Source organism: Hyphomicrobium sp. B1 (assembly GCF_049532635.1).
Taxonomy (GTDB): Bacteria; Pseudomonadota; Alphaproteobacteria; order Rhizobiales; family Hyphomicrobiaceae; genus Hyphomicrobium_B.
This window is the reverse complement of the sequence record NZ_CP134871.1, coordinates 2,339,549-2,360,137: the sequence shown is the minus strand read 5'-3', so window position 1 is coordinate 2,360,137 and position 20,589 is coordinate 2,339,549. Positions and strand designations below refer to the sequence as shown.

Annotated in this window: 18 protein-coding genes; 9 read left to right on the top strand and 9 right to left on the bottom strand. The window is 59.3% G+C overall.

The window, feature by feature from the left end; translation table 11 throughout:
• Positions 1–24 precede the first annotated feature (24 nt).
• The 3 genes from RLW55_RS11310 to RLW55_RS11300 are packed head-to-tail and all read right to left on the bottom strand — an operon-like array spanning position 25 to position 3,195.
• Positions 25–1,194: a hypothetical protein gene (locus tag RLW55_RS11310; protein WP_423414240.1), complete on the bottom strand. Its 1,170-nt coding sequence runs from the start codon at positions 1,192–1,194 to the stop codon at positions 25–27.
• A gap of 34 nt (positions 1,195–1,228) precedes the next feature.
• On the bottom strand, positions 1,229–2,224 hold the full coding sequence (locus tag RLW55_RS11305; protein ID WP_423414239.1) for an alanine racemase: 996 nt from the start codon (positions 2,222–2,224) through the stop codon (positions 1,229–1,231).
• A gap of 5 nt (positions 2,225–2,229) precedes the next feature.
• Positions 2,230–3,195: a polysaccharide pyruvyl transferase family protein gene (locus RLW55_RS11300; RefSeq protein WP_423414238.1), complete on the bottom strand. Its 966-nt coding sequence runs from the start codon at positions 3,193–3,195 to the stop codon at positions 2,230–2,232.
• 190 nt (positions 3,196–3,385) lie between these two features.
• On the opposite strand from RLW55_RS11300, the gene RLW55_RS11295 reads away from it, so the two are divergent.
• Positions 3,386–4,207, top strand: coding sequence for a glycosyltransferase family 25 protein (locus RLW55_RS11295; protein WP_423414237.1), 822 nt, complete (start codon positions 3,386–3,388; stop codon positions 4,205–4,207).
• Positions 4,208–4,857: 650 nt separating this feature from the next.
• Here the strand turns inward: RLW55_RS11295 and RLW55_RS11290 are convergent.
• The 6 genes from RLW55_RS11290 to RLW55_RS11265 all read right to left on the bottom strand — a co-directional run bounded on the left by RLW55_RS11290 (position 4,858) and on the right by RLW55_RS11265 (position 13,198).
• Positions 4,858–5,244: a RidA family protein gene (locus RLW55_RS11290; RefSeq protein WP_423414236.1), complete on the bottom strand. Its 387-nt coding sequence runs from the start codon at positions 5,242–5,244 to the stop codon at positions 4,858–4,860.
• A gap of 13 nt (positions 5,245–5,257) precedes the next feature.
• Complete coding sequence (locus RLW55_RS11285) at positions 5,258–7,603, bottom strand: acetamidase/formamidase family protein (protein WP_423416410.1); 2,346 nt, start codon at positions 7,601–7,603, stop codon at positions 5,258–5,260.
• 102 nt (positions 7,604–7,705) lie between these two features.
• The gene (locus RLW55_RS11280; protein WP_409560695.1) at positions 7,706–8,947 is read right to left on the bottom strand and encodes an acetamidase/formamidase family protein; all 1,242 of its coding nucleotides are present in this window, start codon (positions 8,945–8,947) and stop codon (positions 7,706–7,708) included.
• Positions 8,948–8,993: 46 nt separating this feature from the next.
• Entirely contained in the window at positions 8,994–10,598 is a 1,605-nt protein-coding gene (locus tag RLW55_RS11275) for an amino acid ABC transporter permease/ATP-binding protein (protein WP_423414235.1), read from the bottom strand.
• Complete coding sequence (locus RLW55_RS11270; RefSeq protein ID WP_423414234.1) at positions 10,598–11,464, bottom strand: ABC transporter substrate-binding protein; 867 nt, start codon at positions 11,462–11,464, stop codon at positions 10,598–10,600. The genes RLW55_RS11275 and RLW55_RS11270 overlap by 1 nt, the downstream gene beginning before the upstream one ends.
• Before the next feature lie 363 nt (positions 11,465–11,827).
• On the bottom strand, positions 11,828–13,198 hold the full coding sequence (locus tag RLW55_RS11265) for a PLP-dependent aminotransferase family protein (protein WP_423414233.1): 1,371 nt from the start codon (positions 13,196–13,198) through the stop codon (positions 11,828–11,830).
• A 282-nt stretch (positions 13,199–13,480) separates the two neighbouring features.
• On the opposite strand from RLW55_RS11265, the gene RLW55_RS11260 reads away from it, so the two are divergent.
• The 8 genes from RLW55_RS11260 to RLW55_RS11225 all read left to right on the top strand — a co-directional run bounded on the left by RLW55_RS11260 (position 13,481) and on the right by RLW55_RS11225 (position 20,549).
• Positions 13,481–13,963 (top strand): MSMEG_0572/Sll0783 family nitrogen starvation response protein, encoded by a 483-nt coding sequence (locus RLW55_RS11260; protein ID WP_013948649.1) that lies wholly within the window; start codon positions 13,481–13,483, stop codon positions 13,961–13,963.
• Positions 13,964–14,036: 73 nt separating this feature from the next.
• Positions 14,037–15,020, top strand: coding sequence for a Nit6803 family nitrilase (locus RLW55_RS11255; protein WP_409560700.1), 984 nt, complete (start codon positions 14,037–14,039; stop codon positions 15,018–15,020).
• A complete protein-coding gene (locus RLW55_RS11250) occupies positions 15,013–16,116 on the top strand; it encodes an MSMEG_0568 family radical SAM protein (RefSeq protein WP_423414232.1) in 1,104 nt (367 codons plus the stop codon). Before RLW55_RS11255 ends, RLW55_RS11250 begins: the two co-directional genes overlap by 8 nt.
• Positions 16,113–16,658, top strand: coding sequence for an MSMEG_0567/Sll0786 family nitrogen starvation N-acetyltransferase (locus tag RLW55_RS11245; protein ID WP_423414231.1), 546 nt, complete (start codon positions 16,113–16,115; stop codon positions 16,656–16,658). Before RLW55_RS11250 ends, RLW55_RS11245 begins: the two co-directional genes overlap by 4 nt.
• Positions 16,655–17,632: a sll0787 family AIR synthase-like protein gene (locus RLW55_RS11240; RefSeq protein WP_423414230.1), complete on the top strand. Its 978-nt coding sequence runs from the start codon at positions 16,655–16,657 to the stop codon at positions 17,630–17,632. The genes RLW55_RS11245 and RLW55_RS11240 overlap by 4 nt, the downstream gene beginning before the upstream one ends.
• Positions 17,625–19,193, top strand: a complete 1,569-nt coding sequence (locus RLW55_RS11235) for an MSMEG_0569 family flavin-dependent oxidoreductase (protein ID WP_423414229.1) — start codon at positions 17,625–17,627, stop codon at positions 19,191–19,193. The genes RLW55_RS11240 and RLW55_RS11235 overlap by 8 nt, the downstream gene beginning before the upstream one ends.
• 233 nt (positions 19,194–19,426) lie before the next feature.
• Positions 19,427–19,630 (top strand): hypothetical protein, encoded by a 204-nt coding sequence (locus RLW55_RS11230; RefSeq protein WP_409560705.1) that lies wholly within the window; start codon positions 19,427–19,429, stop codon positions 19,628–19,630.
• 355 nt (positions 19,631–19,985) lie between these two features.
• The gene (locus tag RLW55_RS11225) at positions 19,986–20,549 is read left to right on the top strand and encodes a TetR/AcrR family transcriptional regulator (RefSeq protein ID WP_409560706.1); all 564 of its coding nucleotides are present in this window, start codon (positions 19,986–19,988) and stop codon (positions 20,547–20,549) included.
• Positions 20,550–20,589 lie beyond the last annotated feature (40 nt).

Here is a 20,589-nt window from a genome sequence, read left to right as displayed (position 1 = left end):
AGGCTTTTCGGCGCTTGGGCAAGTTTACCCCTTTTTTCTAGTAAACGATGACCAAAGAGCCGATTTCAAAACGGCGGGTGAAAACTTGCGATCTTTTTGCGGTTGCTCCACGCCGAGTCGACGTCTTACAGCGGCAACAATCTGTGGGTCTGCAGACGGCTGAGCCTCCATCTTCGTCAAAATGAGTTCCAGGAATTGCCTCTGCCAGCGCGTTTTTAGAGGCATCTCGCTGATCAAGCCGGTGGTCAGCGGTTGCGGAAATGGCCATGGCTCCGGAACACCTGCCGCTACAAAGTTAAGTTTGGTCAAAATGCACTTTGGACAGACACCACAATTTTTGCCTGTCCTTGGTCCTGCCCAGCAGACGTGAAGGTGAGGAATAAGAGACCGATAACGCCCAATGTAACGCGCTCGCTCGATTCGATCGAAAGCGCCACCGTCCGATTCAATCTTCAGCTTCGAAGAAGAAAAGAAGCGATCGCTCCAAAAGCTATTCCCCCAAACCGGGAAACAGTTCTGATAGCTTTCCTCAGTTGCGATTAATGCAAGATTGTGTTGGAGGGAAAATTGATGCAGGACGGAAGCCAAACCAGCGCCAAACGTCATTTCCCAATTTGCTACCAGGCGTCGCCAGTTCGTCCTAACAGTGACGAGATCAACTCCCAGATCCCTACATATCGCCGAGCCATGTCTGGCCATTGTCTCGAACCCGTCGGCCTCGTCGAGAGGCATATCGAATCCATGAACCATGACAGCGGTCGCGACATCGCGAACTGCCCTGCCAGCCTCGTTGTGGGCATGACGACTTAGCGTGAAGGTACTGTCTACGCCCGACGAAAACGCAACCAAGGCGCGCTTTGTAACCTGGCCAGCATTTGCGCGATAGGATTCTGAGTCCGACGTGATTTGAATTTTCTTCTTATAAATGTCGGGCCGCCAGGAGTGCCAAACCTCCTGATAATGATCAAGGCCGTCAAGAAGTGTTGAGTCCAATTCGAACTCGGCATGCAAATCCACCATTTGATGCATCGCAATCGGCAGCATCGCGATCAGAGCAAAATCGCCACCATCGAAAGCTGGAGCACTCGCGTTGTCGCGCGGCGTGATCTCAAAAAAAAGCGGAGGAAGCTCACCGTTACTTATGACTTCGCGGCGAAGCCCATCGTTAGAAATGCGCAGTTTGAGACCCGCCATTCGAGTTCTCCAAATTATCCGTGACGCTCGTAATTTACTGGAGGTAACGGCGCGTGGCAGCCGAGGATAATGCTGTCAGGACTTCATGAGGGCCGCAGTTCCAGTATTGCGCGAGGTCCGCTTCCGTCAGACCGTCGCCGAGCAGGACAACCCTATCGCCGACGCGATCTTCGGCGTCGAGTTCGACGAAAGCGGTCTGCATGCCCACTTCGAGCAAGCGTGATTTCCGACCGTTGATTAAGCAGGGACCTCGACGGAGACCGTGCGAATAGCCGACCAAAATGATCCCGTGACGTTCCGCAGTGAAGCCCGAGTAGCCCGCTGGCCCACGAGACTGGTGAATCTCGACAATTCGCGCAGAAATATTGGCTGCACCTTTATACATCGCCAATCCCGGACGCACGGCGTCGAGAACGGCAAGCGCTTGATGAAGCAATCCGCTGGCCGCCGCGTGACGTGGAAGATCGCAACCGCTCGTCACGTCGATCAGCTGCTCAACTTGCCTCAGCTCGACGGCATGCGTGAAGACCTCGCGACAATCTCCTGCGGTCAAGGCTTCGCGGCAGTCTTCAGGGGGACAGGAAAAGCGTTGCATTCCAGTATCAACGCATAGCGCAGGCTGAGCGCGACGAAGCTGCCGAGCCTGCTGATGATTGCAGACTGTCGGCGTGATGCGATGAGTGATGTAGTCTGTTGGATCATTGCTTTCCGGCGGCCCCAGTGCGAGCACCCGTCTATTGGTACGATGGGCCAGGTTCACCGCAACTGCTTCCGAAGCGCTAAACACACAAAAACCGTCAGCGAGATCAGCTATGGCCTCGCTGACTCTCCGTATTCCCAGCCCGTAGGCATCCGCTTTGACAACTGGCAGAACGGAAACGCCGGTGGTCTTCCTGATGACCTCGACATTATTCCGAACAATCCGCAAATCGATTTCCGCGATCAAATGCGGATTTCTGGACCGACTTTCGTCAGCTACTAACTCAAGCGATCGAGCGGGGGTGAAATAATCTTGGCCGCTGCCTAGCATTCCCATCATCGCAAAGCGCCATTCAACCAACGGTCTCTGAAGCGTTGGGTACGGCGAGCAACTTTCGTGACCAATGATAATTTAGCAGATGGAATGTCAGGCACTTCCACGTCGTCGGTTTTCGAAAACGAAACCCAATCGAAGCGGCTCAGGCTATGCGCGTAGATTTCCCTGTTCTTATTGTAGCTATTGTCAACCAGCTCACAATCGACTTCGAGGAGCGCGCAGGCGATTGCCACGTGCAAGCGATCGGTGAGCACACTATTTGCGACGGAAATCGTCTTGAGGAAACACCAAGCCGCCAGTCTCGACGTTTCGGCATCCGTAACGCATCCGAACGCCCTCGAGACGTCTAAGTCTGTTTGAATATGCGACAATCGCGCCTCGCGATCGGTGCGCATAAATCGAACGACAGGCAGGCTCGATATTTTATCCAGGCTCGTGCGATGCAATGCTAGCTTTTCCGCTAGCATTGCCGGCCCGGCCCTATTGCAAGCTTCGTCGCTCATGAACTGCGGGATATCGCAGTGGAAAGCCATGTCATGCGCCAATTGGCAGTCCAGGCTCGGGTTCGATTGACGGACATGTTGAAACGATCTGAGATCGCGGCACCAGATCGTCGCGCGGTCATCGAGTGATTCAAGCAAGTCGACGTTGGCTCTTATCGTATGCGGCAACAAAATAATGCGGTCGGCTTGTTGTCGGCAGGCTTCGATCGTCTCTCGCATTCCTCGGTACGCACCGACCAAGTTTCCGCCGCCCCCCAAAAACACGACGCGGTTACGAAAATCCGCGCGTTTGTCCACCACATCAACGTCGATAGATGCCTTGGCGAAGGCATTCATCGTAGCCGCAAAAATCAAACAATCGCCAACATTTCCCTCATTAGGAACGAACACCGCTTTGGTTCCTGCGAATTGCGCGAGGAAGCCCTCAATGTGGTGTCGCATCGCGACCGTCAATGTCTGCATGCTCGATTTTCACCTGACTGGCAGTCGTCGTGCCTGATAATAATCCGCAGCGGGAAAAATCCGCCAGAACCGCGCCAAGAGAAGATGTGGAGAAAGAGCGGTCCGATGTGTCGTCAGCGCTTGGCTTCGAAGAAAACGTTTATAACTGGCACGCTCTATAGCGAATCGCGCAATCGGGTGACACCTATCGTTGGCAACAGCGCAAGGAAGCGGTGTGCCAATCATGCCCAATTTGTCGATCCCCGCCTTCTACATCAATTTGGATAGAGATCACTCTCGACGCGTGCGGTTCGAAGAGGAACTCGCAACCGCCGGACTTCGTGCCGAAAGGATATCTGCGGTCGACGGGCGCGCTGTTCCTGACTGGCTGCAAACGTTCTATGACAATCGCATGAGCGACGGCGAAATCGGTTGCTCCGCAAGCCATCTCGTTATTTACCGCTCAATCGTCGAGAGAGGCCTTCCGTACGCATTGGTCCTGGAAGATGACGCTCGTTTGGAAAGGGACTGCCTCTGTGCGCTCACGATCGCATTGAAGACGGTGCCACGGGATTGGGACATCATTCGTCTCATCGAGACATCGTCACGTCCGCTTCAACGACTGGTGGACATTGGTCAGGGCAAATCCCTGGTCCGCTACCTGCGAGTCCCTAGAAGCACAACAGGTCTCGTGGTGAGTCTGTCCGGCGCGCGCAAACTCCTGACGCCTCGCCTGATAAAAGAGCCTATCGACGTCGAAATTCGTTGGCCATGGCAACTGGACTTGAATGTGTACGGGATTGACCCGCCGCCCGTGACCCAAGCAAGTGGGACCGAAGTCGAAACAACGATCCCGGCAAGGAGTCGGCCGAAGAAGAACAATCAACTTCAACGCATGGTCTTCAATATTCGAAAAATGGGGTTGGGCCCATATCTCACGTGTTGTCTTGGGCTTGAAACGCGGCTGCCAGCCGATCAAGGGCAATTATCGAGAGGTACAGTTATGCTTTCCACCAAACCTCAAAAAGCTTAGCTCGACCGAAGGCTCAGCACCCACACCTCGGAGAAAACAGCTTTGCACCTGCTGAGAACCATCAACCCAACTTGATGTTTGCCTACGAACGCCGCCGCCACGAGTTCAAGGGGCTGCTCTCAGGCAGTCAGCGTGGGCTGGTCACTACGCCGAGGTCCTGCGTTCGCCGAGCGGCGATTTCGCAAGCCCAAGAGCTCTCGTCGAGGACCCATGAATCGCCTCCGGCAGAGTCGACTGAGGTGCAACTTGCAATGGACCTCACTCGTGGACGCTCACGCCGCTCCCGATAACGATCGTGGATTTATTTTCAGAGTTGAGGTCGCCTTGGCGGGAGTGTGCTGCCGAACTCTGCTTGCAGTCATTGGCTTCCGCATACTGAGTTTTGTAGAGGTCAATTGTGTTCGAGGAATTGCAAAGCACTTGCCCGATCTCGGTGCAGTCAAAAAAGCCCAGCTTCCCGCCTTCCGCCGAACCTCCGCCGGACCTAATAAGCTTTTGATCTCCTTGGCGTTGAAACCTGCCCCACGGGCGCCATAGAGCCCGACATGTGGGTGTGCCCAAGTAAGCCTCGGCTATGGCGCTAACTGATACAAGTTGGCCCAAACTATTGCCGATCTAACCAGAAGATTGGCATACGTCAGCTCGTGCAATCATGCCGGCCGCCGGCAAATCAAATCGATTTCCACAAGCGCGTCGTAGGCCAAGCCTTGGACACCCACGCATGTTCGCGCCGGCAGCCGGTCCGGCGCGAAATAGCTGCGATAGACCTCGTTCAAGATTTTGTAGTCGCGCTTGAAGCATTCGAGATAGACCCGGCTCATGACCACATGCTCGAGGCCAAGATCGAGCCCAGCAAGCACAAGCCTAAGATTTTTCATCACTGCGTGTGTCTGCGCCTCGATCCCTTCAGGCAGCACGCCGGGAGCTTCCGGCGTATCCGGCATCTGTCCCGTCACGAAAACGAAGCCAGCCGTTTCGATGGCATGGCTGAACGGTGCGACGGGGCGTGGACCGCCCGTGATCATATGAAATTGCAATGGATGGCTTCCTTCAAAAATCGGATTTCGGCTCGTCGAAGACGCTTTTGCTCAGGATCGCGTGGACGCCCCAGTTCCCATCCACGACCTGGGTCACTCCAAAATCGACCGCAACCGACATCAGTGTGATGGCTTCATCTTCGCTGAGACCTTTGATCGTCATCAGGAAGCGGCGCATCTTGCGGAACGCATCCTTCATCGCGAGATCGAGCGACGACGTGTTGTAGACTTCGCTCTGCCCCTGGGCGCCGAATTCAGCGAGATAGTTCGGATGACTGAAACCTGTCAGCACCCAGTCGGTTTCGGTTTCGATCAGCGGATAGGTGAGATCGGCGAGAACCGTGCCCGGGAGGTCAGCCTTCTTGTGAAGCACGATCTGGAATGTGCCCGTCATCGAGCATTCGATCGCGGTGCCGCCGAGTTCGCCGTCGCCTTGGGCCGCGTGAGGGTCACCAACCGAGAGCAGCGCGCCGGCGACAGACACCGGCAGATAGATCGTCGCGCCCTTGCCGAGCCGCCAATTGTCGACGTTGCCGCCAAAGTAGGAGGGCGGAACTGAATCGACGAATTCCGCTTCAGCCGGCGCGACCGCGATCACACCGAAATGCGGCCGAAGCGGAACGCGGATGCCGTCGAGCACGGCGTGGCGTCGTCTCACCGTCTCGGGTGCTATCGGAATGCCCGGATAGTCATAGGTGTCGTGGAGCACACCCGACGGATCGATCTGCTGCTCCCACAAATAGGAATAGACCGCGCGCGCGTGCGGATCTTCGTCCTTTTCGAAGATCTCGTAGATCGTTACCGTCTCGCGCTGCTTCGGCTCGGTAATGATTTCGCTATAGTGATAGCCCCACCACGCCGCGACGTTGCTGCCGAATGACCGGCCTTTGAAGTCTGGATTGCGGCTGCGGCGCGGGACGATGTCGAGGATGCGGACTTCGAGCACATCGCCGGGCTCGGCATCGCGGATCGCTACCGGGCCGGTGCAGATGTGAACGCCAAAGCCTTCGCCCGCGCCGCGACCGTAGACGGACGCGTCCATAGGTCCAGCGCCGCGACGGTCGACGTTCTTTTTCTCGGCCGTCCAGTGGAAGACGCTTTCGGCACCGGGATCGCCAGCGATCATGCGCTCGGGATCGTCGGAGGCGTGCTGCGTCAGCGTCTCGATGGTAATCGCGTCGCCGGAGTTGATCTCGATGCGCGGCTGGAGGGAGCGCGAGAAGTAGCCCCAATGGACGTTGCCGGCATTGACTGCGAGATGGTGATGGTGCTTACCCGCGGCGGCGCGCCCGAGCGATGTCAGAGCTTTCGGGCGCGGGATTGGCACAGGATACGCGCCGCGCAACTGCGCGAGGGCGTCGGCCGGCCAACCGCGCTGGCCCGTCGTTGCGGCGGAAGCCGTCACGCGTTCGGCCTCCTGACGGCGGAACTCGCGCGGTGGAATGCCGAAGCGGTGACGGAAGGCGCGGCTGAAGTGGGCGGGATCGCAGAAGCCGACGCGATAGGCGATCTCGGAAATCGATTGATGGGCGTCGGCCGGGTTTGATAGATCGGCCCACGCCCGCTGCAAGCGCCGTTCGCGAATGTAAGTGGTGAAATTGCTCCCCATGCCGACGAACAGTTTCTGCACGTAGCGCTCGGATATGCCTTCGATCACGGCAATGCGCGAGGGGCTGAGATCAGGATCGCCAAGTCGGTATTCGATCGTCTGGCAGAGCCGATGCAGGATGGCGCTTTGCGAATGCGTGCCAACGGGCTCATCAGAAGGCAACAGCTTCGGCAGGAACAGCGGCAAGAAATCGCTGAGGCTGCGGGCGAGTGCCAGCCACTCGGGATCCGACAGCGTTTCGATCCAGAGCGACGCCGTTTCGAGCATCTGCACAAAAACTTCGCTGAGGCCGCTGCGTTCGACGACCTGCGCCTTGCGAAGCCCGCGCATGTCGATCTTGCGGCCGTGATAGGCTTCCGGTGAGACGGAGAGAACGAGCGCGCGCATTGTCTTCTGGAAAATAAGGGTCGATCCGCTCCGGCGCGGCACGAGTACAAGCTCTTTCGCCGAAACGGTTAGATGGCCGTCGGACGTCTTCAGACAGAGGTCATCCTCAATAGGCATCAGCGCTAATGGCAGGTCCCTGCCGCCGCCCGAAAGTGGCGCAACCGACTGCGGGCCAGCGGACAACCTCACGAGGGCAACACCCTCGGCCTGGCGATAGGAAGCCGTGGCGTGCCGGCTCTGCCCCCAAGATGGGGACGTGCCCTGCAATCCGGCGATCTTCAGGACGTCTTGCCAGGCCTCGGTGCGAGCATCCTCGGGATAGGACTCGCTGGAGAACGGCTGAAATCCGGTGCGTTGGTTCATCATCAACGACGCTTCGCAACCCGCGTGCCAAGTCACTGCTTATTCTCCGCTGACACAGCCGTTGGGTGGCGGCGATCCAAGATAGGGCCGCAAGGCGGGCACTCAATCGCCGACGAACACGTTCTTTCTGATGGTGCCGTGAACGCCCCAATTCGCGTCCACCACCTGCGTCACGCCAAAATCGGCGCCGACCGACATCAGCGAAATCGCCTCGTCCTCGCTCAGGCCGTGAACCGTCATCAGGAAGCGGCGCAGCTTGCGGAAAGCGTCTCGCATGGCGCGGTCGAGGCTCGAGTGCTTGCCAACCTCCGTCTGCGCGCCGGGACCGAGCTCGGCGAGATAATTGGGGTACGTGAAGCCGTAGACCGACCACGCACTTTCGGTCTCTAGCATCGGATGCGTCAGGCCTTCGAGCGGCGTGCCGCCGAGATCGCGATGCTTGTGCAGGATGAATTCGAAATCGCCCGTCAGCGACGTCTCGATGGCGGTTCCGGCAAGCTCGCTGTCGCCCTGTGCGGCGTGCGGATCGCCGACCGAGAAATATGCGCCCGGCACCGCGACCGGGTAATACATGCGCGCGCCCTTGCCGATGCGCCAGTCGTCGATATTGCCACCGGTGTAGCTCGGCGGAATCGAGCTGACGAAATCCTGCTCGCTCGGCGCGAGGCCCATGGTGCCGAAGTGAAGGCGGGCGGGAACCTTAACGTTCGGCAGGATGTTCTCGCGCTTCTTGACGATCGTGTGATCGACCCGGACGCCCGGATAATCGATGGTCGAATGCACGATGCCGTCAGGATCGGTCTGCGGCACCCACACGTAGTTGTAGACGGCCTTGGCGAACGGTTCGCCGGACGTATCGAGTTCGAAGATCGTGATGACCTCGCGCGGCTTCGGCTCCTCGATCAGATCATTATAATGGAAGCCCCAGTTCGCGGCGGCATTCGAGCCGAAGCAGCGGCCAGCGTGGGCAACGTGGCAGCACGGGCGCGGGCGGATGTCGAGAATGCGGACTTCGAGCACGTCGCCGGGCTCGGCATTCTCGATGGCGACGGGGCCGGTCAGGATATGGACGCCGACGCCTTCGCCCGATCCGCGTACGAAGGGGCCTTCGGTCGGGCCGGCACCCCGGCGGGCGACGTTTTTTTGTTCCTTCGTCCATTTGAACACGCTCTCGGCGCCGGGATCATCGGCGATCATCCTCTCGTAATCGTCGTTGGCGTGGTGCGTCAGCGTTTCGATAGTGGCGCGGTCGCCGGATTTCAATGTCAGCGCCGGCGTGACGATCTTGCTGAAGTAGCCCCAGTGGATCGTCGCGGGCGAAACCGGCAGATTATAGTGCTTCATTTGAATTCCTCTTGCGCGCGGTTAGGATGGTCTGTCGAATGGCTGCTCATGCCGAGCGCTTCGGCGCCTTGTCGCCTTCCATCATGCTCAAGAAGCGCTGCGTCAGCGCATGCTTGGGGTTGCTCAGAACCTCGTGCGCCGGCCCCTGCTCGATGATGGCGCCGCCGCTCAGGAACGCGACGCGATCGGCGACCTCATCGGCGAAACGGATCTGGTGCGTGGCGATGATCATCGTCAGGCCGTCCTCGACGGCGAGTTGGCGGATGACATCGAGCACTTCGCTGATGAGCTCCGGATCGAGCGCGGACGTTGGCTCATCGAGCAGCAGGACGCTCGGATAGGGTGCGAGCGCGCGGGCGATGGCGACGCGCTGCTGCTGTCCGCCCGACAGATGCCGCGGCAAAGCATCGGCACGGTCGCTGAGGCCGACACGGGCGAGCAGCGACCGGGCGCGCTTTTCCGCATCTGGGCGCGACATGCCGTGAATCCAGCGCAGAGGCCCCGCAATATTCTCTAGCGCCGTCAGATGGGCGAAGAGATTGAAATGCTGGAATACCATGCCGACGCCGACACTCGCGCGCTCATTTGCGATTTCGCGCGGCGTCAGGGCTCGTCCGCTCTCGCTGACGTCGAGTCGGCGACCCGCGACGAGAACGGAGCCCGCGTCCCAGCTTTCGAGGTGATTGATGCAGCGAAGCAGTGTGCTCTTGCCGGAGCCGCTCGGCCCGAGAAGCGCGATGACTTCGCCGAACTGGACGCCGAGATCGACGCCGTCGAGCACCGGCTGTTTGCCGTAGCTCTTGCGCAGACCTTTCACCTCAACCGCCACGTCGTTGCCGGCAAGTGTCGCCGCGCGTGCGGCCGCTTCACGACGGGCGGCGGCTTTGGGCGCGAGCGCGGAAATCTGCGGCGGTTCGGGATCAGTCGCGGCCGGCTCAGTGGGAGTTACGGGAACCTCGGTACGCCAGGGAAGGAAGTTCACCCAGGTCGATGCGCCCTTGGGCCGGTCGAGATCGAATATGCGTTCGAGCGCAAGCTGGATGATGCTGACCGTCGTCGTGAGACCGAGATAGATCAGGCCCGACGCGAAGAAGATCGAAAAGAAATCGAAGGTCGATGAGGCGAGCTGCGTGCTGCGCAGCGTCAGCTCCTGCACCGAGATCACGCTCGCCAGCGAGGAATTCTTCAAGGCGCTGACGGTTTCGTTGCCGATCGCCGGGATCATCGTGCGCATCGCCTGCGGTGCGATGATGCGAAGGATCAGCATTCCCGGCGTCATGCCGAGAGCCTGTCCGGCCGCGATCTGGCCACGTTCGACGCCGAGCACGCCGGCGCGCAGCATTTCAGCGATGAAGGGCGCTTCGTTGGCGGCCAGTGCCAGCCCCGCGGCGCCGATAGCGCTCAACGTCAGGCCGATGCGCGGCAAGGCATCGTAGGCGAACACCATCTGCAGGATCAGCGGCGTGCCTCGGAAAATCACGGTGTATGCGCGGGCGAAGGCGGCGAGAATTTTATACCGGCTCAGCTGCATGCTCGCGAGCATCACGCCTAGGATGAGCCCGCCGGCCAGCCCCAAGGCGGTCACCTCGACGGTGAACCAGATGCCTTGGAGCAGGTACGGCAGGCTGAGGTAGTGAAAGAAGAGATCCATTATTTAACCGACAGGATGCTCGGCTCTTCGAGATTGTTCGGATCAAGGCCCCACTTCTTCAGAAGCCCGGCCTGGGTGCCAGACTTATAAATTTCCTTGAGGGCGGCGAAGACAGCCTCGCGGAACTCAGGCTTGTCCTTAGGAACGGCGATGCCGACCGAATAGGGGATCGTCACCGCGACCGCCTTCTCGAGCTTGTCCGGATACGCCTTCACGGCCTGATCGACAGTGTTGACGTCGTTGACGTAGGTGTCGGCGCGGCCCGCGAGAATGGCCTGAATGCAGTCTGCGTTATTGTCGTAGAGCTGTAGTGTCGGCTCGGGCTTGCCGGCGGCCTTACACTCGGGAACGAGAGCCTGAATCAAAGGCACTTCGACATAACCCGTGTTCTCGGCAGCGGCAGCGCCGCACATCGAGAGATTGATGCCGTCGATCTTTTTCGGGTTGCCTTTCGCCACGAGGACGCCATCGAACACTTTTGAGTATTTGATGAAGTCGGCGGCCTTCGCGCGCTCTTCGGTGGCGTAGATGTCGGAGATGACAATGTCAGCCTGGCCGCTGGCAAGCGTGGTCAGAAGCGCCGCGAACGTCACAGCCTTGTAGGTCACCTTGAAGCCGAGGCAGTCGCCGATCGCCTCGCCGAGATCGATATCGTAGCCAACGTACTTCGACGGGTCATTGGGATCGAGCGCTTCGTAGCCCGGCGTGTGCGGGTTGATGGCGTTGACGAGCGTCTTGCCTTTCCATGCGGGATACTTTGCCTGCAGCGCCGCGCACGCATCGGGAGCCGCGCTCGCCGGAGCGGTTCCGCAAATATTCGCGACGAGCGCTGCGCCCAAGAGGACGGCGATCCATCGCCAACGCATGCTCGAAGCTATCCGCGGACATTCACGAGAATAACGATTGTGCATCCTGGTCTCCTCGACATCGTCATGGCGCATGCCATGGTCCGATTTCGATTGAGAAGCCTATGCCCGACGCGCGCCGGTGCACTTGTCTTAAGGCGCACAAAGATTTGGATTCGGCGGACCGGTTTTCAGGCATCGCGTTGCAGAAAAAATGTGCAAAGGCTCGATTGCCGCGAAATGGTCCGAACGCTGGATATTCCTGCACATCAATCGCTGCAATGAACGTCGGCGAGTTGCCGCGATCGTGGACCTTCACGACCCTATAGAGCCGCCTGACATGGAGAAGGCGACGCGCTCTGCCTCGGCGGTTCGACGAGACCGCTATCCGGAATAGGCGTTCTGCGTGAGCGTGTGCGACATGAAGAGAAGTCCCGATCTGAGCGCCTCACGGCCGATCGAGCCTCCAAGGCAGACACGGACATGCTCGCTCGGCGAACCGCCAACGGTGAATGCGTCGGATGGAATGATGCCGATATGCCGCCCAGCCATGCGGGCGATGATATCGGCGCGCCCAGCACCTTCCGGCAAACGAAGCCAGACGTTAAAGGCATTCTCGGCGGCGATGTAATCGAAATCTTTTAGCACTTCTGAGGCGAGCTGCTGACGAGCCGCCGTTTCGGCGCGGATGAACCGGCGGATGCGGTCCGCGGTACCATCTTCAATCCAGCGTGTCGCCAACACCATTCCGAGCGGAGACGGCATCACGGAGACGGCCTTCAAGGCTTCGGCGAGCGCGTAAGCGTCCTTTGCCGACGGCACAACCGTATACGCAAGACGCAAACCCGCGCCGATGCATTTTGCCAGTCCACCGATATACCAACTGAGCTCCGGTGCCGAGACCGCAAGCGGTGCAGGGGCCTTGGTCGGGATGAATCCATAGGCGTCATCCTCTATCAGCGGCAATCCATGTTTGCGAAGCACCTGCGATATTTCCAAGCGGCGCTCGGTCGGCACCGTTATCGTTGTCGGGTTCTGCAAAGTAGGATTGAGGTAGAGCGCCTTCGCGCCCGATGCCATGACGGCTTTCTCGATGGCATCAGGCAGAATGCCCTGGCCGTCCATCTCGACACCAACGAGCTTCACACGCAGGCGGCCGGCGATGGCGCGAATGCCTGGATACGTGATGCGCTCGCATAAAACGATGTCGCCGGGATTGGTGATCGTCGCCAGGATCGCAGTCATCGTCGCGTGAGCGCCGGGCGTCACCGCCACGCGGTCGAGTTTCGGCACCATGCCCCTTAGCGATAGCCAAGTCGAGGCAGCGATCTTGTCTTTCTCGCCGCCAATCGCGGACTGATACCGAAGGAGCGGAATGAGGTTGGTCGAGACGTACTCGAGCCCTTCGCGCATCTTGGCGAGAAGTGCGGCGTCGGTCGGCTCCGGCGGCATGTTCATGGCCAGATCTTCCTGACTCGATCTCGCGGGATCAGGGCCGACGTCGCCCGCATCCGTACCGAGAACGAACGTGCCGCGTCCGACGTGGCTATCGATCAGCCCGCGCGACTGCGCCTCCGTGTAGGCCCGCGAAACCGTCGTGAAATCGATTCCAAGCCATTCGGCGAGCTTGCGTTGAGGCGGCAGGCGATCCCCCGGCGCCAGGGTGCCGTTACGGATGTCCTCTTCCACGGCGTCGGCGATCGCCAGGTATCGCGGTTTGCCGCTGTCGGTGAGCGTCGGTCTCCAGGTCGCCATCTCGTTCTCCTCAACCGAACCATTAAGTGATGCCGCACGGAAATTGAAGCCGATTGTATGGATGCAATATTGTATGCATGTAGGCCATGCAAATATTGGAAATTGAAGCACTGCTTTCGCCGGAATTTCGAGCAAAAATCTCACCATTGTGCCAGAAAAATCGACAAAAGAGAAAATTATGCGACTATATTGTATGTATAATTGATTGTCTTATTGACCGTCAAATGTATGCATATTATCGACGAAACACTCAATCATGTTGGCGCAACAAGGAGGCCCGCAATGCCGCAAGTGACCCAGGAAGCCCATAAGGCCGGCGACTACTTCGTCGACTACGAGGAGAAGGTCTTCGAGGATGTCAAAGCCTCGCCCGGCGAGAAAGCCCTGGTGACGTTCCACACCGTGGCCTTCGAAGGCTCAATCGGTCTGGTCAACATCTTGAATGCCATCCGCCTTAACCGGAAAGGCTACGAGACGTCGATCCTGCTCTACGGGCCGGGTGTCACGCTTGGCATACAGCGCGGCTTCCCGACCCTCGGTGATGAAGCTTTCCCGGGCCACCAGAACTTCGCCGCCAACCTCAACAAGTTCATGAAGGAAGGCGGCAAGGTCTACGCCTGCCGCTTTGCGCTGCAGGCACTCTATGGCCACGGCGAGCCGTCTCTACTCCCCGGTATTCGTCCGATAGCGCCACAGGACGTTCTCGATTGCGTCCTTCTGCACAAGAAGGCCAACGCCGTCATCCTCGACACCTGGACCGTCTGATCCCTGAGCCGGACCGCGCACGAGCCGGTCCGGCTCCAACCGGCAACATGCTTGCGTAGAAGGAGAGACAGTCGTGCGAACTGATACCATCCGCGCCGCCGCCGTCCAGATTGCTCCCGACCTCAAGGGCCGCGCTGGCACGATCGAGCGCGTGCTGAATGCCATCACTGAGGCGGCCGACAAAGGCGCGCAGTTCATCGTCTTCCCGGAAACGTTCGTTCCTTACTACCCCTACTTTTCGTTCGTCCTTCCTCCGGTCCTTCAGGGCGCCCCGCACCTTGAACTTTATAAGGAGGCGGTGGTCGTTCCCTCTGCGGATACGAACGCGGTCGCCGACATCGCCCGCAAGCGCGGCGTCGTTATCGTTCTCGGCGTGAACGAGAGAGACCATGGCTCACTCTACAATACGCAACTGATCTTCGACGCCGATGGCTCGCTCTTACTAAAGCGGCGCAAGATCACGCCGACCTATCACGAGCGCATGGTGTGGGGCCAAGGCGACGGCGCGGGGCTCAAGGTCGTCGAGACGAAAGTCGGCCGGGTCGGCGCTCTCGCCTGCTGGGAGCATTACAATCCGCTCGCCCGCTACGCTTTGATGACGCAGCACGAGGAGATCCACGCAGCGCATTTCCCCGGCAGTCTTGTAGGTCCGATCTTCGGCGAGCAGATCGAGGTGACGATGCGCCATCACGCTCTCGAAGCCGGCTGCTTCGTCGTCAACGCCACAGCTTGGCTCACGGAAGAGCAGATCGCATCGATTCATCCCGATCCCAAGCTGCAATCCGCAATGCGTGATGGCTGTATGACCTGCATCGTCTCGCCCGAAGGTCGCCATCTCGCTGATCCCATCACGAATGGCGAAGGCATCCTCATCGCCGACCTCGACATGCGGCTCATCACGAAGCGCAAGCGGATGATGGACAGCGTCGGCCATTACGCGCGGCCGGAGCTGTTGCACCTCGTCCACGACACGCGCCCCGCGAACGCCCGCGAGATATCGCACGCAGCACAAGCATCGGAGTCGCAATCGATCGAGGAGGAGGCGAACTATGTCTGACTCGGCGCTCATCAACGAACTTCAGACACGCGGCGTACGTCTCTTGGATCCGCGCGCCGGCCACGAAAGCCGCCGTGGCGGTGCAGGGCCCTCCGACCACAAGGCTCTGACGATCGGCGATAAGACGGTGATGGTGCCGGTCCATACCGCACCTGCGTTTGAAAGCCCGTTTCTCGTTGAGCCTCCGGGCTCCGATGGCCGCGCACGCATTACGAGAGACGGTCGCGAAATCGCGCAGATCCGCTTTCCCGGCCGTCCACGCTTCTATGATTTGCAGACCGAAGACGGCATCCCCTACAGCCACATCGCTACGCTGCATTCGCGCGACGTTCTGGCGACCACGGTTCTGCAGACTTGTATCCGCTATGAAAGCCGGAAGAAGACCTGCCAGTTCTGTTCCATCGGTCAGAGTCTCGCTGCGGGTCGCACCATCGCGCGCAAGACGCCGGAACAGTTGGCCGAGGTCGCCAGGGCGGCCGTCGAACTCGACGGCGTCAAGCACATGGTGATGACGACCGGCACGCCGCCCGGAAAGGACCGCGGCGCCGCGGTCCTTGCCGACAGTGCACGCGCCGTCAAAGCCGCCGTCGATATCCCAATCCAAGCGCAATGCGAGCCGCCGGACGACGATATCTGGCACCAGCGCATGGCGGAGGCAGGCGTCGATGCGCTCGGCATGCATCTCGAAGCAGTGACGCAAGAAATCCGCGAACAGATCATGCCCGGCAAGGCGTCCGTTCCGCTCGACAAATATTTCTCGTCCTTCGAAGCCGCCGTGAAAGTGTTCGGACGCGGACAAGTTTCCACTTACATCCTCGCCGGCCTCGGCGATACGCCCGACGCCATCCTGGCCGTGTCGGAGAAACTCGTGACGATGGGCGTCTATCCCTTCGTTGTCCCCTTCGTCCCGATCTCCGGCACGCCGCTCGAAAGTCATCCGGCCCCCAGCGCCGACTTCATGGCGTCGATCCTGCGCCCGTTGGGCCAAATGATCGTCGCGGCAGGAATGGCATCGGAGAACATCAAAGCTGGTTGCGGCAAGTGCGGCGCCTGCTCTGCCCTCTCAACATATGAAAAGCTGCGAGTGATGCAATGATCGAGATCGAGCCTCGTCCGTATCAGTGCCCAGGCTATTTCATTCGTGCGGCCTCCATGCCTTGGGAAGCGCGCGGCGCATCCGATCTGCGCAAGCGCGTGTTCGTCGAAGAGCAGAAAATCTTCAAGGAGCACGACCGCGACGACATTGATCTGATCGCCACGCATCTCGTCGCGATCTCAACCTACGCACACGAAGCCGATGCGGTGGTCGGCACAGTCCGCATTCACCAGGCCGAGCCCGGTCTTTGGTGGGGATCGCGCCTCGTCGTCGACCGAAACTTTCGCCAAGTCGGCCGCTTGGGCGCTGAGCTGATCCGCTTCGCTGTTTCGCTGGCGAACACGCGCGGCTGCCACACCTTTCACGCGCATGTGCAGGAGCAGAACGTCATCCTGTTCCGCCGTCTGAACTGGCGGCTGCTTGAGATGGTTGAACTGCACGGCAGACCACATGGACTCATGAGCGCGGATCTCGCCCACTATCCGCCGATCTTGAACGAGGCCATGGGCTGGTATCACAAGCCGCGGAGGATCGCGGCATGACGGCCTCAGCACTCAACGCTCTGATCGAAGAGCTGCGCAATCATCCTGCGATCCAATCCAAGCGGGCGATCAGCGACGCTGCCAAGGGACTTGGCCTCGCCCAACAAAGCGTCGGCCACCCGGGAGACGACGCCGCGATCCTGCCGCGCGCCAGCGGCTACGACCTTCTCGCGGGCGAAGGCTTCATTCCGCAATTCGTGACGAGCGATCCGTGGTTCGCGGGCTGGTGCGGCGTGATGGTGAACCTTTCCGACATCGCCGCGATGGGCGGACGCGGTGTCGCGCTCATCGACCAGATTTGGGCGCCGAATAGCGATCTCGCCAGGCCCCTCCTCGCCGGCCTCAAAGCCGCTTCGGATGCTTATGGCGTGCCCCTTGTCGGCGGCCATACGAATTTTTCCGCAACCGAGCTCAGCCTCGCCGTGACAGTTTTAGGCCGCGCGAAGGCCATCATCACGAGTTTCGACGCGACGCCGGGCGACGTCATCATCGCCGCGATAGACAGGCGCGGTGCGTTCCGCAACTACGACAACTTCTTCGCAGCAGAGGGCGCGCCGGCCGACCGACTTCGGAACGATCTCGAGATTCTCCCGCGTCTCGCCGAAGACGATCTCGTATCGGCAGGCAAGGACGTCAGCCAGAGCGGTATTGCCGGCACGTCGCTGATGCTAGCGGAAAGCTCCGACGTCGGAATAGATCTCGACCTCGACGCGATCGATACGCCTGCCGGCATTTCGCTATCGCGTTGGCTGCGCGCATTCCCAAGCTACGGCTTCCTTCTCGCCGTACCCGTGGCGTTCGCCGATCGCGTCGTCAGCCACTTTGCCGATCGCGACATCAGCGCGGCCGTGATCGGGAGTGTCTTCCACGGGGACGAAGTGCGCTTTTCTGCGGGCGGTGAAACGGCCGCCTTCTGGAACTACGCGAACGAACCCTATCTCGGCTTTCGGCAGAGGGATTGCGAACATGCCTGAGACCTCTTTCACCCTGCGCTGGCCCGATGGCAGCACGGAGAACTGCTATTCGCCATCAAGCATTGTATCGGAATTATTGACGCCGGGTGCGAGCTATCCGCTCCAGGAATTTCTTCTGCGCGCTCGTATCGCGATGGAGCGCGCTTCATCACGCGTAATGCGCAAGTACGGATATGCCTGCGCCGCCGCCATGGGACAGCTCGATCGCATCGAGACACGGGTCAAATTGTTCGAAGCGACGCCAGACGCCGAGGTGGCTTGTCTGGACATCAGGCCACTTAAGGAGACGGATATGAAGGATATCGGCGTACCGCATATTCCTGTCGTCGTTATAGGCGGCGGGCAGGCCGGACTTTCAGTGAGCTATTATCTAACGCGAAAGCGAATTGCGCATATCGTCTTCGAGCGCCACAGGAAGTTTCACTCCTGGCGCGTGAACCGCTGGGACACGTTCTGCCTCGTCACGCCGAACTGGCAATGCAGACTGCCGAGTTACCCCTATGCTGGCGATGATCCGAACGGGTTCATGCTGAAGGACGAAATCACGGACTATCTCGACGGCTTCGCATCCTCGTTCAATCCGCCGCTCCGTGAGGGCGTCGCGGTAACGCGGATCGCTCCGCGCGAGCAAGGCGGATACGCCATTGAAACATCGATCGGTAGCTGGATCTGCGATCAGGTTGTCATTGCAACGGGCGGTTATGACAATCCGATCGTGCCGCCCTACGCGAAAGATCTCGATCCTGCGATCACTCAAATTCATTCCGTCGATTACCGCCGGCCGTCCCAGATCCCAGAAGGCGCGACGCTCGTTGTCGGCACGGGGCAGTCCGGCGTACAGATCATGGAAGATCTCGTTCGCGACGGGCGGAAGGTCCACATGGCGGTCGGCCCAGCGCCGCGCAGCCCGCGCAAGTATCGCGGTCGTGACGCAACGGACTGGCTCTACGACATGGGCCACTACGCCATCACGATCGCCGAACACCCGGATCCGATGAAGGCACTCACGCAGACCAACCATTACATGTCCGGTCGCGACGGCGGCAAAGAAATCGATTTGCGCCGGTTCGTCGTCGATAGCGGCGTATCACTTTACGGTTCTGTTTCCGGCATGAACGGCGCAAAAATTAGCTTTGATCCCGATCTCGAAAAGAATCTCGACGATGCCGACAAGAGCTATGTCGGCATCCGCGAGCAGATCGACGCCTACATCGAGAAGAACGGCATCGAAGTACCGGCGGAGCCTGCATTCCAGAAACTGTGGCGCCCGGAGACGGAAACGACGGAGATCGATGCCACGGCGCTCGGCATCACGTCGGTCATCTGGTCTATTGGCTTCCGACCGGATTATTCTTGGATCGACGTGGACGTGTTCGGCGCGCGCGGAAAACCCGTATTCGATCGCGGCGTCTGCGATGTTCCCGGCTTCTATTTTATTGGCTTGGGTTGGCTAAATACCTGGGGTTCCGGTCGCTTCCTCGCCATCGATGAAGATAGTCGCTATCTCGCCGACAAAATCGAAAAGCATCATACCGCTCTGACGGCAGGCAAAGTTGCTTGATGCGGTTGAGGCGCCTTCGGTGCGAAAGTCCGCCCTTACGGCGATTAGCAAACTCCTTCGATTAGATTGTGCCTCGCATCCAACATGCGACACAATCGTCTCTTCCTCCCCATCGTCAGGCTATGTCTTGATATTTTAGATGTTAATAGCAATCTATTTATACAGATGACATTCGTCATCTAAAAATCCGCGACCACCGGGTTGGCGGCTAAACAATTGAATGGAGAACGACAATGAAAGCTTTGATCCTCGCCACTGTTGCGGCCGCTGCCCTTTCTGCTGGTGCGCTTAGCGCCCAGGCTCTCGAAGAGACCGATCGCGCTATGGGCGCCGGCTCCTATGTCAACCCCAACGGCTCTAAGCAGGGAGCCTGGCAAGCTTCCTCGTCGGCCAAGGTTAGCCATGCTGGCGCGTCCGTGCGGCATAATAAGCGCTAACAGGAGAACGATCGGGGGACCGAGTGGCCACCTCGGTCTCCCCTCGATTTTGGACGCCGCCCAAACAATCCTTGACAATTGCATTTCGATCGACATCTAATACGCAATGACGCTTTGGATAGACATGATACAACAGGCATTTAGGCCGTTTCTTGAAATGGGTGGATCTGGTCGCGCTGGCGATGGCCTACGAGCCTGGCGACATACAGGAAGCCTGCGTCACGCGATTGGAAAATGAGATCAGGACGCTTCGGACAAGGTGACTGATCAAGTTACGCCAGCCAATTAAGACAGCTGCCCCAACAAAGAAACGTTCAAAACAAGAGGTGAGACCATGCGAGTGTCCCGGGAGGTGATGGCCCAACGACACGACGAAATCATTTCCGAGACGTCGAAAATGCTGCGCCAACGTGGCATCGTCGGTACGAGTCTCGCCGATTTGATGGCGGCGGCCGGCCTGACGCATGGTGGCTTCTATAAGCACTTTGATTCAAAGGATGCGCTTGTCGCCGAGGCGACCGAGCGGATTTTTGCCGAGATCAACGCGCGCTTTCAGGAACGCGTCGAGTCGCAGGGGAGCAAGGCGGCTCTCATCGCTTACGTCACGGATTATCTCACGCTCGGGCATGTTAAAAAGCCCGAAATGGGCTGCCCAATTGCGGCATTCGGCCCAGACGTGAGTCGAGAGCAAGGTGCCATCCGAGGCGTATTCACAAACGGCATCAAGACAAATCTGTCCCTGATCATGGAGGGTTTGTCCTGCCCAGCGGCAGAGCGCAAAGACAAAGCAGTTGAGCTGCTTTCGCTTCTGTCCGGGGCCGTCGCTATGGCCCGCGCGACGGACGATGAAAAGTTGTCCGGCGAAATCATCGCTTCGGCCCGCAAACGCGCAAACCAAATCATTGAAGCCCGTAAATAACGGAAACTTCCCGGCTCGCGGGGCTCCTCCTACTTCGGGA

Bases quoted from the DNA above. Each gene is read 5' to 3' on its own strand.
- RLW55_RS11310 (WP_423414240.1), bottom strand. From the start codon at position 1,194: ATGGCGGGTCTCAAACTGCGCATTTCTAACGATGGGCTTCGCCGCGAA.
- RLW55_RS11305 (WP_423414239.1), bottom strand. From the start codon at position 2,224: ATGCTAGGCAGCGGCCAAGATTATTTCACCCCCGCTCGATCGCTTGAG.
- RLW55_RS11300 (WP_423414238.1), bottom strand. From the start codon at position 3,195: ATGCAGACATTGACGGTCGCGATGCGACACCACATTGAGGGCTTCCTC.
- RLW55_RS11285 (WP_423416410.1), bottom strand. From the start codon at position 7,603: ATGAACCAACGCACCGGATTTCAGCCGTTCTCCAGCGAGTCCTATCCC.
- RLW55_RS11280 (WP_409560695.1), bottom strand. From the start codon at position 8,947: ATGAAGCACTATAATCTGCCGGTTTCGCCCGCGACGATCCACTGGGGC.
- RLW55_RS11275 (WP_423414235.1), bottom strand. From the start codon at position 10,598: ATGGATCTCTTCTTTCACTACCTCAGCCTGCCGTACCTGCTCCAAGGC.
- RLW55_RS11270 (WP_423414234.1), bottom strand. From the start codon at position 11,464: ATGCGTTGGCGATGGATCGCCGTCCTCTTGGGCGCAGCGCTCGTCGCG.
- RLW55_RS11265 (WP_423414233.1), bottom strand. From the start codon at position 13,198: ATGGCGACCTGGAGACCGACGCTCACCGACAGCGGCAAACCGCGATAC.
- RLW55_RS11260 (WP_013948649.1), top strand. From the start codon at position 13,481: ATGCCGCAAGTGACCCAGGAAGCCCATAAGGCCGGCGACTACTTCGTC.
- RLW55_RS11250 (WP_423414232.1), top strand. From the start codon at position 15,013: ATGTCTGACTCGGCGCTCATCAACGAACTTCAGACACGCGGCGTACGT.
- RLW55_RS11245 (WP_423414231.1), top strand. From the start codon at position 16,113: ATGATCGAGATCGAGCCTCGTCCGTATCAGTGCCCAGGCTATTTCATT.
- RLW55_RS11240 (WP_423414230.1), top strand. From the start codon at position 16,655: ATGACGGCCTCAGCACTCAACGCTCTGATCGAAGAGCTGCGCAATCAT.
- RLW55_RS11235 (WP_423414229.1), top strand. From the start codon at position 17,625: ATGCCTGAGACCTCTTTCACCCTGCGCTGGCCCGATGGCAGCACGGAG.
- RLW55_RS11230 (WP_409560705.1), top strand. From the start codon at position 19,427: ATGAAAGCTTTGATCCTCGCCACTGTTGCGGCCGCTGCCCTTTCTGCT.
- RLW55_RS11225 (WP_409560706.1), top strand. From the start codon at position 19,986: ATGGCCCAACGACACGACGAAATCATTTCCGAGACGTCGAAAATGCTG.